The organism is Exiguobacterium sp. S22-S28 (assembly GCF_043359615.1).
Classification (GTDB): domain Bacteria; phylum Bacillota; class Bacilli; order Exiguobacteriales; family Exiguobacteriaceae; genus Exiguobacterium_A.
In genome coordinates this window covers 18368-30909 of sequence record NZ_JBHFFC010000005.1, presented here as the reverse complement: position 1 = coordinate 30909, position 12542 = coordinate 18368, and the positions used below count along the sequence as shown (strand labels likewise).

9 protein-coding genes are annotated in these 12542 nt (G+C 47.2%); all 9 read left to right on the top strand.

Annotated features, from left to right (window positions below):
- Positions 1–37 precede the first annotated feature (37 nt).
- The 9 genes from tsf to ACHA8N_RS00895 all read left to right on the top strand — a co-directional run bounded on the left by tsf (position 38) and on the right by ACHA8N_RS00895 (position 12523).
- Positions 38–919, top strand: a complete 882-nt coding sequence (gene tsf, locus ACHA8N_RS00935; RefSeq protein ID WP_147510898.1) for a translation elongation factor Ts — start codon at positions 38–40, stop codon at positions 917–919.
- A gap of 110 nt (positions 920–1029) precedes the next feature.
- The gene (pyrH, locus tag ACHA8N_RS00930) at positions 1030–1749 is read left to right on the top strand and encodes a UMP kinase (RefSeq protein WP_147510899.1); all 720 of its coding nucleotides are present in this window, start codon (positions 1030–1032) and stop codon (positions 1747–1749) included.
- A 1-nt stretch (position 1750) separates the two neighbouring features.
- Complete coding sequence (gene frr / locus ACHA8N_RS00925; RefSeq protein WP_147510900.1) at positions 1751–2308, top strand: ribosome recycling factor; 558 nt, start codon at positions 1751–1753, stop codon at positions 2306–2308.
- Positions 2309–2391: 83 nt separating this feature from the next.
- Complete coding sequence (locus ACHA8N_RS00920; RefSeq protein WP_147510901.1) at positions 2392–3129, top strand: undecaprenyl pyrophosphate synthase; 738 nt, start codon at positions 2392–2394, stop codon at positions 3127–3129.
- A gap of 19 nt (positions 3130–3148) precedes the next feature.
- The gene (locus tag ACHA8N_RS00915; protein WP_393964474.1) at positions 3149–3949 is read left to right on the top strand and encodes a phosphatidate cytidylyltransferase; all 801 of its coding nucleotides are present in this window, start codon (positions 3149–3151) and stop codon (positions 3947–3949) included.
- A gap of 13 nt (positions 3950–3962) precedes the next feature.
- Positions 3963–5117: a 1-deoxy-D-xylulose-5-phosphate reductoisomerase gene (locus tag ACHA8N_RS00910; protein ID WP_393964473.1), complete on the top strand. Its 1155-nt coding sequence runs from the start codon at positions 3963–3965 to the stop codon at positions 5115–5117.
- Between the two features lie 13 nt (positions 5118–5130).
- Positions 5131–6372 carry an RIP metalloprotease RseP gene (gene rseP, locus ACHA8N_RS00905; protein ID WP_147510904.1) on the top strand — a complete coding sequence of 414 codons (1242 nt, stop codon included), beginning with the start codon at positions 5131–5133 and terminating at the stop codon, positions 6370–6372.
- Between the two features lie 29 nt (positions 6373–6401).
- Positions 6402–8102: a proline--tRNA ligase gene (locus tag ACHA8N_RS00900; RefSeq protein ID WP_393964472.1), complete on the top strand. Its 1701-nt coding sequence runs from the start codon at positions 6402–6404 to the stop codon at positions 8100–8102.
- A gap of 161 nt (positions 8103–8263) precedes the next feature.
- A complete protein-coding gene (locus ACHA8N_RS00895) occupies positions 8264–12523 on the top strand; it encodes a PolC-type DNA polymerase III (RefSeq protein ID WP_393964471.1) in 4260 nt (1419 codons plus the stop codon).
- Positions 12524–12542 lie beyond the last annotated feature (19 nt).

The window sequence follows — 12542 nt, the reverse complement described above, 5'->3', positions numbered from 1 at the left end:
TTTTTGAAAATAAGGACGTTATAAGGAGGAATATCGAATGGCTATTACAGCAGCTATGGTAAAAGAACTTCGTGAAAAAACTGGTGCAGGGATGCTTGACTGCAAAAAAGCACTTGTCGAAGCAGATGGGGATATGAACGCAGCAATCGATTTCTTGCGTGAAAAAGGAATCGCGAAAGCAGCAGCTAAAGGTGACCGGATTGCAGCAGAAGGCTTAACAGCTGTCGCAGTTAACGGAAACAAAGCAGCACTTGTTGAAATCAACTCAGAAACAGACTTCGTTGCGAAAAACGAACGTTTCCAATCACTCGTTCAAAACATTGCGGATGCAGTACTCCGTAACGGTTCTGAAACGGCTGAAGCAGCACTTGCTTCTGAATACGAAGCAGGAAAAACAATCGACACATACATTTCAGAAGAAGCATCGACAATCGGAGAGAAAATCTCACTTCGTCGTGTAGCGCTCTTCGCTAAAGAAGACAACGCAGCATTCGGTTCTTACCTCCACATGGGTGGTCGTATCGGTTCTGTCGTCGTCATCGAAGGAACAACAGATGAAGCAGTTGCAAAAGATGTCTCTATGCACATCGCAGCAGCACGCCCACTCTACGTTGACCGTTCTTCTGTCACAGAAGAAGAAAAAGCACGTGAAGAAAAAGTCTTGACGGAGCAAGCACTCAACGAAGGAAAACCTGCTAACATCGTTGAAAAAATGATTGCTGGCCGCATGAACAAATTCTACGAAGAAATCTGCCTTGTTGATCAAACGTTCGTCAAAGATCCAGATTTCAAAGTCGGTAAATATGTAGAATCTAAAGGCGGAAAAATCGTTTCATTCGTACGCTTCGAAGTTGGAGAAGGTATGGAGAAACGTGAAGAAAACTTCGCTGAAGAAGTAATGAACCAACTTAAAAAATAAGAATCAGGATTTCCTGATGACAAGAGAAGGAACACGTATGCTTCAATCCACTTTCGCGTGGAAGTGGGTCGTGTTCCTTTTTTACGGAATTTAGCAAGGAGGACATAGTCATGCAAACGAAATATAACCGGATTGTGTTAAAATTGAGCGGAGAAGCGCTCGCTGGTGATCAAGGGTTCGGAATTAACCCCGCAATCGTCAATTCCATTTCCAAACAGATTCGTGAATTGATTGAATTGAACGTACAAGTGGCCGTTGTCGTAGGTGCAGGTAACATTTGGCGTGGTAAAACTGGGGCAGAACTTGGAATGGACCGAGCAAATGCCGATTATATGGGAATGCTTGCAACAGTGATGAACTCACTTGCCTTACAAGACAGTTTGGAATCGGTTGGTGTCGAAACACGTGTCCAGACGTCGATTGAAATGCGACAAGTGGCCGAGCCGTACATTCGTCGCCGGGCAATGCGTCATTTAGAAAAAGGCCGTGTCGTCATCTTTGCCGCTGGAACGGGTAATCCGTACTTCTCAACTGATACGACAGCCGCACTGCGTGCAGCTGAAATTGAAGCAGAAGTTATCCTCATGGCAAAAAATAACGTCGATGGTGTCTACTCTGCCGATCCAAACCTTGATCCGGAAGCGAAGAAATTTGAGACGTTATCTTATCTCGACGTATTAAAAGACGGTCTCCAAGTTATGGATTCGACAGCAACGTCGCTTTGTATGGATAATGATATCCCACTCATCGTCTTCTCATTAATGGAAGAAGGAAATATTAAACGTGTTGTCATCGGTGATGAAATCGGGACACTCGTAAGGGGGAAATAAGATGTCACAGGCAATCATGAAACAAGCAGAAGAACGGATGGAGAAAGCGCATCAGTCACTAAAAAAAGAATTAGCTACGCTTCGTGCAGGTCGGGCGAATGTTGCCATTTTAGATCCTGTTCAAGTCGAATATTACGGCGCACCGACTCCGCTTAACCAAGTCGCGAACGTCAACACACCAGAAGCACGTTTAATTTTGATCACGCCATGGGATAAATCAATGGTGACAGAGATCGAAAAAGCGATTCAACGCGCTGATTTAGGATTGGCACCATCTTCTGACGGAACGGTCATTCGATTGGCTATTCCACCATTGACGGAAGAACGCCGGAAAGAACTCGTGAAACTTGTCAAAAAGTACACGGAAGAAGGCAAAGTGGCACTTCGAAACATTCGTCGTGATACGAACGAACAGTTGAAAAAGCAAGAAAAAGACGGAGAGTTGACAGAAGACGACCTTCGCGGCTATACAGAAGACGTCCAAACATTGACGGATAAATTCGTGAAACTGATGGATCAAACAGCGACGGATAAAGAACAAGAAATCATGGAAGTATGACACAATACGTTGTCAGGTTGGGGACTCTTTGTCACACGAAGAGTCCCTTTCTTCTTAAACGAATCGAGGGGAGGAAGAGGTAAATGTTTCAATGGTTAAATCAGACGAAAGAAGTGATTGAACAACAAGCTCCTGCACACATCGCGATTATTATGGATGGAAACGGACGTTGGGCAAAAAAACGAGGCCTTCCCCGTATCATGGGTCATCGTGAGGGCATGAAATCTGTCCGGGAAGTCGTTCGGACTGCAAACGAATTAGGTGTAAAAAGTTTAACGCTGTACGCCTTCTCGACAGAAAATTGGACACGTCCCGAAGAAGAAATCAGCTTTTTAATGAAGTTGCCGGCTCAGTTTCTGGAATCCGATCTCAAAGACTTAAAAGAGCGCAATGTAAAGGTAGAAGTCGCAGGAGAAGTATCGCGATTACCCGTTTATACCCGGGAGGCCGTCCAGCAAGCAAAAGTAGATACTGCAGACAATACAGGATTACGTTTGATTTTTGCCCTGAATTACGGTGGTCGGGACGAAATGGTCCAAGTCATGCAAAAGATTGCTGAAAAAGTACAGGCAGGTGTATTGCGTCCGGAAATGATTACAAATGAGGTCATTGAACAGGAGCTGATGACCGGTTCCATGACGGATGTCGATTTGGTCATCCGGACGAGTGGAGAACAACGGCTCTCTAATTTTTTATTATGGCAAGCAGCCTATGCCGAATTTTATTTTACGGATGTCTTATGGCCGGAGTTCCGGCGTGACCAGTTTCTGGAAGCCATCGAAGACTACAATCAACGGACCCGTCGGTTTGGCGGCGTCTGACTAAACGAGGACATATCTTATGAAAACACGGATTATTACTGGGATTTGGGCAGGTGCCATCTTTTTAGGTTTGCTTTATCTAGGAGGACTGCCATTTCTTGCTTTCATGGCAATTTTGACGATCATCGGTTATACCGAATTGATTAAAATGCGGCAACTGTCGTTTAAATCGGTTCCGGTCCTGTTGTTTGGACTGGGCACGTTACTTCCGTTCGTCGGACTGTATGAACAGGCAAGCGATCAGTCGCTTTCACTGGGGTTAACGCCACTTGCGTGGGGGATGTCGATTGTCTTAATCGGGTTATTTTGGACAGTATTCTCTAAAAATGTCTTCACATTTGATGATGTGGCTTTTCTGCTGTTGACCGCTGTATATGTCGGAGTGGGATTTGCGTCATTTACGTACATCCGTCTGCTCGAAAACGGGTTGATTTTTTCCTTACTGATCATTTTGTTGATTTGGTTCACGGATTCGGGTGCCTATTTCATCGGGAAAAGTTTTGGGAAAACAAAATTATGGCCGGCAATCAGTCCGAATAAAACGGTCGAGGGCGCTGTTGGTGGAGTAGTTCTTGCTGTTGTGCTTGGTCTTGTGTTTGAATGGATCCATCCGACTGTTGGACTCGGTACCGTCATTTTATTAGCGGTTATCATTGCTGTCGTCGGCCAACTGGGCGATTTGGTCCAGTCAGCGTACAAACGACATTATGGCGTAAAGGATTCCGGAACATTATTGCCGGGACACGGCGGTATTCTTGATCGGTTTGACAGTATGATCATCGTATTTACTGTTCTGATCGTACTCGGTATATTCGGTTAAGGGGGAAGTAAAGATGAAACATGTCAGTATCATTGGTGGAACCGGTTCGATTGGTACGCAGACGCTTGATGTCATTGCGGCAAATCCCGATCGTTTTCAATTGGTCAGTTTTGCATTCGGTAAAAATATCGAAGTGGCATTACCCTGGTTAAATCGTTTGCGTCCTGAATTAGTTGCTGTTTTAGATGAGACGGTAAAAAAACAACTCGAGGCGGTTCTCGACTATTCTCCGACACTTCTCGTAGGAGAAGAGGGATTGATCGCCGTCGCGACGGCGGAAACTGCCGACATCGTGATGACAGCGGTCGTCGGGGCAGTGGGTCTTCGTCCGACACTTGCCGCGATTGAAGCCGGAAAGTCAATCGGATTGGCAAATAAAGAAACGCTGGTAACGGCAGGACATCTCGTCATGAAAAAAGCACGCGAAAAAGGGGTCGCCATCTTGCCGGTTGACAGTGAACATGCTGCGATTTTCCAATGTTTAAACGGTGAACGCCGTCAAGACGTTCGACAAATCATTTTAACAGCATCCGGTGGCAGCTTCCGGGATCAAACACGGGAAGAGTTGGCGAATGTGACTGTCGAACAGGCACTCAATCATCCGAACTGGTCGATGGGAGCTAAAATTACAATTGATTCAGCTACGATGATGAATAAAGGATTTGAAGTGATTGAGGCACACTGGTTGTTTGATGTCACGTATGACGAAATCGACGTCGTTCTTCACCGGGAATCCATCATCCATTCGATGGTTGAATTTAATGATGGCGCGGTCATGGCGCAGCTCGGAATGCCGGACATGCGTGAGCCGATTCAATATGCCCTTACATATCCGTCCCGCCTTGAAATTAAAGGGGGAGAACGGTTAAACTTAAAACAAATCGGACGCCTGAATTTTGCGGAAGCTTCATTTGAACGTTATCCTCTGCTCCGTCTTGCCTTTGAAGCCGGACGTGCGGGTGGATCGATGCCTTCCGTGCTGAATGCTGCGAACGAACAAGCTGTCGACCGTTTTTTAAAAGGGGAAATCAGCTTTTTAGAAATTGAAGCGAGCGTCGAGGCGGCTCTTCAAGCGCATGGAAACATCGAAGATCCGTCTTTGGAACAGATTTTAGAGGCGGATCGTTGGGCCCGTGCATTTGTTGTGTCCCTGTCATTCGCTAACTAAGGATGGGATAACATTGACGACCTTTATATCAATCGTATTGATGTTCGGTGTGCTTGTTGCCGTACATGAATGGGGGCATCTCGTCATGGCGAAACGGGCGGGCATTCTCTGCCGCGAATTTGCCATTGGATTTGGTCCGAAGATTTTTTCTTTTTTCAAGAATGAGACACTGTACACAGTCCGCTTGTTACCGATCGGCGGTTATGTCAAAATGGCCGGTGAAGAACCGGAGTTCGTCGAAGTCAAACCGGGTCAAACAATCGGTATTGCGTTACGTGACGGTGTTATTGAAACCATGTACCTGGATGCTTCCCGTCCGGAAGCCGATCAAGTCGTAACGGTCGAAAAAATTGATCTGTTGCACAAGTTGGAAGTCATCGCGTTACAAGACGAAGTGTCGACACGTTATCCCGTCTCGAAGACGGCTTTTCTAGTCGAGGGACAAACGAAAACACAAATCGCTCCGTATGACCGGACATTCGGATCAAAATCCGTTTGGAAACGTGTCCTTGCGATTGCCGCTGGTCCGGCGATGAACTTTGTTCTTGCCTTCGTTATCTTGTTTGGTTTAGCGTTATATAACGGTTCTCCAACAGGTGACAGTGTCATCGGAACGGTCCAAAAAGGCTCTCCTGCTGACAAAGCCGGTCTTGTTGAAGGCGACCGTATCGTATCCGTTAATGGTGATCAAACGAAACAATGGACCGATTTACGGGCAGGATTCCAAAATCAAGCTGGGAAAGAGACGACCGTCGTCTATGAACGAGACGGTCAAGAACAAACAACCTCGATCACGCCGAAAGTACAACAGCAGGGAGACCAAAAGGTTGGCATTATCGGTGTGACGAATGAAACTGAAAAGTCGTTTGGAACAGCTTTACAAACGGGTGTCTCAGAGACATGGCGGATGTCTACACTGATTGTCGGGGCCGTTGGGGATCTTGTGACAGGCGTCGTCGGTGTCGATCAACTATCTGGTCCGGTCGGTATCGTTAAAATGACCGATCAAGTCGCAGACAGTGGTTTTTCGATGTTATTGACATGGACAGCGTTACTTTCGGTCAATTTAGCGGTATTCAACTTATTGCCACTACCGGCTCTTGATGGTGGACGATTATTGTTCCTCTTCCTGGAAGCGTTACGTGGAAAACCGGTTGATCCGCAAAAAGAAGGGTTGGTCCACTTTGTTGGATTTGCGCTTTTGATGCTCTTGATGTTAGTCGTCACATGGAACGATATCCAGAAATTCTTTTAAATTATTAGTCAAAGGGGTTCACGACTCAAATGAAACAATCCAAACTATTTATGCCAACTTTGCGTGAAGTACCATCCGATGCAGAAGCCATCAGCCACCAACTCCTGTTACGGGCAGGCTTCATGCGTCAAAATGCTGCCGGAATCTATTCCTACCTGCCGTTAGCTAAACGTGTTCTCGCTAAAATCGAGACGATTGTGCGTCAGGAAATGGAAGCGGCTGGAGCGCAGGAGCTGTTGATGCCAGCGATTCAGCCGGCAGAATTATGGGAAGAGACAGGTCGTTGGGACATCTACGGTCCGGAACTGATGCGTCTGACGGATCGCCATGACCGCCGGTTTGCGCTTGGTGCTACTCACGAAGAATTGATTACATCGATTGTTCGTGATGAGTTGAACTCTTATAAAAAACTACCCGTTAACTTGTTCCAAATTCAAATGAAGTACCGTGATGAGCGACGTCCACGCTTCGGATTACTCCGCGGACGCGAATTCATCATGAAAGATGCGTATTCGTTCCATGCGACACAAGAAAGCCTCGAGGACGAGTATCAAAATATGTTTGATGCCTACACGAAAATCTTTACCCGCGTAGGACTTGAATTCCGTCCTGTCGTCGCGGACTCCGGTGCGATTGGTGGAAGCGGCACACATGAATTCCACGCTCTAGCTGCAATCGGAGAAGATACGATCGTTTACTCGGATCAGTCGGATTACGCGGCGAACTTGGAAATGGCGGAATCGGTTGATGCTTACACGAAACAAGATCAAACACCGGGAGCGCTCGAAGAAGTGCAGACAGGTGACGCGAAGACGATTGAAGCGGTCAGTGAAGTCTTGGGACTGCCTGCTGTTGAATCAATCAAAACGGTCATCTTCAAGACGGAACAAGGTCTCGTCATGGCGCTTGTCCGCGGTGATCATGAAGTCAACGACATCAAGCTGAAGAACTATCTCGGCGCTTTGGATATCACGATGGCATCCGATGAAGAAATCGAACAGGCACTCCACTCGACGCCAGGGACACTCGGACCAATCGGGGCAGACATGAAAATCGTTGCGGATTACGCGGTTCGGGCATTAACCAATGCCGTCTGTGGTGCCAACAAAGCAGAAACACATTACATCCATGTCGATCCAAGCCGTGATTTCGAAGCGGAGTATACGGACTTACGTTTTGTCGAAGAAGGCGATGTGTCGCCGGATGGTGCGGGACACGTCAAGTTTGCCCGGGGAATCGAAGTCGGGCAAGTCTTTAAGCTCGGGACACGTTATTCCGAAGGCATGAACGCGACGTTCCTCGACGAAGGCGGGAAAGCACAACCGTTGATCATGGGTTGTTACGGAATCGGTGTCTCGCGGACGATGTCAGCCGTCGTCGAACAACATTACGACGAACGTGGCATCATTTGGCCGAAAGCAATCGCACCTTTTGATGTTCATGTGATTGCCGTTAACGGTAAAAATGCCGACCAAATGGAAGTGGCGGAAGCCGTTTACCGCGAACTGATGGAAGCCGGATTCTCGGTGTTGCTCGATGACCGGAAAGAACGTGCCGGCGTTAAATTCGCCGATGCTGACTTGATTGGACTACCGGTACGGATCAACGTCGGGAAAAAAGCGACGGAAGGAATCGTCGAACTGAAGGCCCGCCGCGGCGGGGAATCGGAAGAAGTTCAACAAACAACGCTTCTTGAGGCTGTTCGTTCGCTTTATGAAGGTTTACAATAAGTAATGGGAACGGTCACTTTTTTGCAAAGTGACTGTTTTCTTGTCTCACACCCATTCGCCCCTTGGGCAATCTGCAAGAGGAGGAGGAGTGGCTGTCACGGTGTGAAGAAATAACGACAGCACAAATGCGAGTGGATACACAACAACGCATGTCGCTTTTGATGAGCGATTTAGAATTACCGACAGGAATCGTCGAAGAATTTTTTACCGATGCTTCTCTTGAAAAATTACGGGTTCAAAAAACAACCGCCGTTTGGACGTTTCATATCCGAATCGGACAAGTGTTACCCCAAAATGTTTATCAAATGTTTTATAGCCGGTTGAAAAGCCGTTACCAACAGTTTGCAGAAGTAAAATTACATCTGGAATCGGAACACCGCCCGGATGCCAAACTGTTTATCGATTATTGGCCGTACATCGTTGAAGATTTGGCCGACGCTTCGTCAGCCATGCGGAGCCACTTGAGCCGGGTTCTACCGGAATACCGGGACAATAAATTATTTATTCCTGTCCGCAGTGAACCGGAGGCGGGCTTCTTAAAAAATGATCTATGCGGTGAAATGCAACTCTTGTACGGGGCTTACGGTTTTCCGAAATTCAATTGCGAACCAGTCGTTCAAATGGATCAGACGGAGCAGGAAGAGTTGCGGAATCAAGTGAAACAAGAGGATATCGAGGAAGCAAAACGAATGCTTGAACTTCAATTCAAGCGGGAACAATCCCGTGACGATGATGAAGGACCCATCGATATCCGAATTGGAAAACCAATTCAAGACGAAGTGGTTCCGATTAAGACGATTCAAGACGAAGAACGCCGGATTGCGATCCGTGGTCTCGTCTTTTCAGCCGAGAGCCGCGAACTGCGGAGCGGAAAAACAATCTTTACGTTTAAACTGACCGATTATACGGATTCATTGGTTGTTAAAATGTTTGCCCGCGATGAAACAGATGTCAAAATCTTGTCGGCCATTAAAAAAGGGATGTGGATTCAGGTCGCAGGGCGTGTCGAGTTTGATACGTTCCTCCGTGATTTATGCATGATGATTGCGCAGTTATCTGAAGTCAAGATGGAACTTCCGGCTGATCCATGGGCGGGCGAGAAGCGTGTGGAATTGCATGCCCATTCCCAAATGAGTCAGATGGATGCGGTCATGAATGTGACAAAATACGTCGAACGTGCGGCAGCGTGGGGACACCCGGCTGTTGCCATTACGGATCATGCCGGGGCACAGAGTTTCCCGGATGCGTATTATGCCGGAAAGAAAAACGACATTAAGATTTTATACGGCATTGAAGCGAACGTCGTCAATGATGGCGTACAAGTCGCGTATCATCCGGTTGATCAAGAACTAGAGAAAGCGACGTTCGTCGTGTTTGACGTCGAGACAACCGGATTATCTGCCATGTACAACAAAATCATTGAGCTCGCGGCGGTCAAAATTTACGATGGCGATGTCATCGATAAGTTTGAAGCGTTTGCTGATCCGAAACATTTGTTGTCGGCGACGACGATTGATTTGACCGGCATCACGGATGAAATGGTACGCGGGAAACCGGATCCGGAACAAGTCGTCAAGGAATTCATGGACTGGGCGGGTGATTCGATCCTCGTTGCCCACAATGCTTCGTTTGATATCGGTTTCTTGAATGCGACACTACGATCGGGTGGTCATGAGGAATCGATGTTACCCGCCATCGATACGTTGGAACTCGCACGTGTCTTAATGCCAAGCCTTAAAAATCACCGATTGAATACGCTCGCGAAACGATTCGACATTGAGTTGACCCAACATCACCGGGCGATTTATGATGCGGAAGCGACGGGATATTTGATGCTCAAATTGCTGCAGATGGCGGATGAGATGTTCAATATGAAGACCCATCTTTCGCTGAACCGGGAAATGGGAAAAGATATTTCACGGGCCCGCCCGTACCATGCGACAGTCTATGCCAAAAACCGGACGGGTCTGAAAAACTTGTATCAGCTGATTTCGCTGGCGCATACGAAACACGTCCATCGTGTCGTTCGGACACCACGTTCCCAACTTGTGGCACACCGAGACGGTTTGATCATCGGATCAGCCTGTGATAACGGGGAAGTGTTTGACGCGGCACTCAATAAATCGGATGAGGATTTAGCGAAGGTGATGCGGTTTTATGACTTTATTGAAATTCAGCCACCTGCGATGTACAGTCATTTGATCGAACGGGAAATCGTTCAAAATGAGTTGGAATTGCGGGAATTGATCAAAAAAGTGATTCGCGTGGCAGAAGAAAATGACATTTTGCCGGTCGCGACAGGGAACGTTCACTATTTGGACCAACATGACGCGACATATCGGGAAGTATTGATTCGAACTCAGGGCGGCGCGAATATGCTGAATATGCGTAAACAACTGCCGCCGGCTCATTTCCGGACGACACAGGAAATGATGAGTGATTTTAAATTTTTAGGACCTGACGTATCGGAACGACTGGTCATTACAAACAGTCAGCAAGTCGCCGACTGGTTTGAAAATATCGATATCATTCCGAAGGACTTGTTTACACCTAAAATTGAAGGAGCGGATGAAGAAGTCCGGTCATTATCGTACGACATGGCCCATCACATTTACGGGGATGTCTTACCGGAAATCGTCGAAGCACGCCTTGAAAAAGAGTTAAAATCAATCATCGGTCACGGTTTTGCCGTCATCTATTTGATTTCGCATAAACTCGTTAAAAAATCACTTGACGACGGATATCTCGTCGGTTCACGTGGTTCCGTCGGTTCAAGTCTCGTGGCGACGATGACAGAAATCACGGAAGTCAATCCGTTGCCGCCACATTATGTTTGTCCGAATTGTAAAGAATCGGAATTCTTTGATGACGGATCGGTCGGTTCTGGATTCGATTTACCGGATAAATCATGTAAGACATGTGATATACCGCTGATTAAAGACGGGCATGACATTCCGTTCGAGACGTTCCTTGGATTCAAAGGAGATAAAGTACCCGATATCGATTTGAACTTCAGCGGAGAATATCAACCGAAAGCCCATGCCTATACAAAGGTGTTGTTTGGGGACGACTATGTTTACCGAGCAGGGACGATCGGTACGATTGCCGAAAAAACAGCGTATGGGTACGTCAAAGGGTACCAGTCTGAAAATGATCTCAACTACCGGAATGCCGAAGTGGACCGGCTTGTCAGCGGTGTGACCGGTGTCAAACGGACGACGGGACAACACCCGGGTGGAATCATCGTTGTCCCGGACTACATGGACATCTATGACATCAGCCCGATTCAGTTTCCGGCGGATGATATGGGATCCGAGTGGAAAACGACTCACTTTGATTTCCACTCGATTCACGATAACTTGTTGAAGCTCGATATCCTCGGACACGATGATCCGACGATGATCCGGATGTTGCAAGATTTGTCGGGGCGCGATCCGAAAACGATTCCCGTCGACGATGCGGAAGTCATGAAGATCTTCAGTTCGACGGAATCGATTGGTGTCACACCGGAACAGATTGACTCGAAAACCGGTACGCTCGGAATTCCGGAGTTTGGGACAAAGTTTGTCCGGCAGATGCTTGAAGAAACAAAGCCGACGACGTTTTCGGAGCTGGTTCAGATTTCCGGTCTGTCCCACGGAACCGATGTCTGGCTTGGCAATGCGAGTGAATTGATTTATAACGGCACGTGCGAACTGAAAGACGTCATCGGATGCCGGGATGACATCATGGTCTATTTGATTTATGCCGGACTTGAACCATCACTCGCCTTTAAAATCATGGAGTCGGTCCGTAAAGGGAAGGGTCTTTCGATTGAGATGGAAGAAGCGATGCTTGAAAATCATGTGCCGCTTTGGTACATCGATTCATGCAAAAAAATCAAGTACATGTTCCCGAAAGCCCATGCGGCGGCATATGTTTTGATGGCTGTCCGGATTGCTTATTACAAAGTCCACCATCCGATGTATTATTACGCGTCGTACTTCACGGTCCGGGCCGGTGATTTCGATATCGGCGCAATGAACAAAGGATCGGCTGCCGTCCGCAAAGTTTTACAGGATATTAAGGATAAAGGATTTGAAGCGACGGCGAAGGACAAAGGACTTTACACGGTACTTGAGATTGCGCTTGAGATGATTGAGCGCGGGTTTACCTTCAGTAAAGTTGACTTGTACAACTCGAGTGCCTCGGAGTTTTTAATTGACGGCGATACGTTGCTGCCACCGTTTGATGCTGTCACCGGACTTGGGACAAACGCGGCGAAACAAATCGTCGAAGCCCGAAAAGGTGGCGAGTTCCTGTCGAAAGAAGATTTGCAAAAACGGGCAAAACTCTCGAAATCGATTATCGAAACGCTGGATAATCTCGGGTGTTTAGAAGGTCTTCCAGATGAGAACCAACTCTCGTTATTTGACCTCTAAAGCCTTGTGGATGCTTGCT

What these genes read in the sequence shown, in the direction of transcription:
- pyrH (WP_147510899.1), top strand. Translation starts at nt 1,030, where the DNA reads ATGCAAACGAAATATAACCGGATTGTGTTAAAATTGAGCGGAGAAGCG.
- ACHA8N_RS00900 (WP_393964472.1), top strand. Translation starts at nt 6,402, where the DNA reads ATGAAACAATCCAAACTATTTATGCCAACTTTGCGTGAAGTACCATCC.
- ACHA8N_RS00915 (WP_393964474.1), top strand. Translation starts at nt 3,149, where the DNA reads ATGAAAACACGGATTATTACTGGGATTTGGGCAGGTGCCATCTTTTTA.
- ACHA8N_RS00910 (WP_393964473.1), top strand. Translation starts at nt 3,963, where the DNA reads ATGAAACATGTCAGTATCATTGGTGGAACCGGTTCGATTGGTACGCAG.
- frr (WP_147510900.1), top strand. Translation starts at nt 1,751, where the DNA reads ATGTCACAGGCAATCATGAAACAAGCAGAAGAACGGATGGAGAAAGCG.
- ACHA8N_RS00920 (WP_147510901.1), top strand. Translation starts at nt 2,392, where the DNA reads ATGTTTCAATGGTTAAATCAGACGAAAGAAGTGATTGAACAACAAGCT.
- tsf (WP_147510898.1), top strand. Translation starts at nt 38, where the DNA reads ATGGCTATTACAGCAGCTATGGTAAAAGAACTTCGTGAAAAAACTGGT.
- ACHA8N_RS00895 (WP_393964471.1), top strand. Translation starts at nt 8,264, where the DNA reads ATGAGCGATTTAGAATTACCGACAGGAATCGTCGAAGAATTTTTTACC.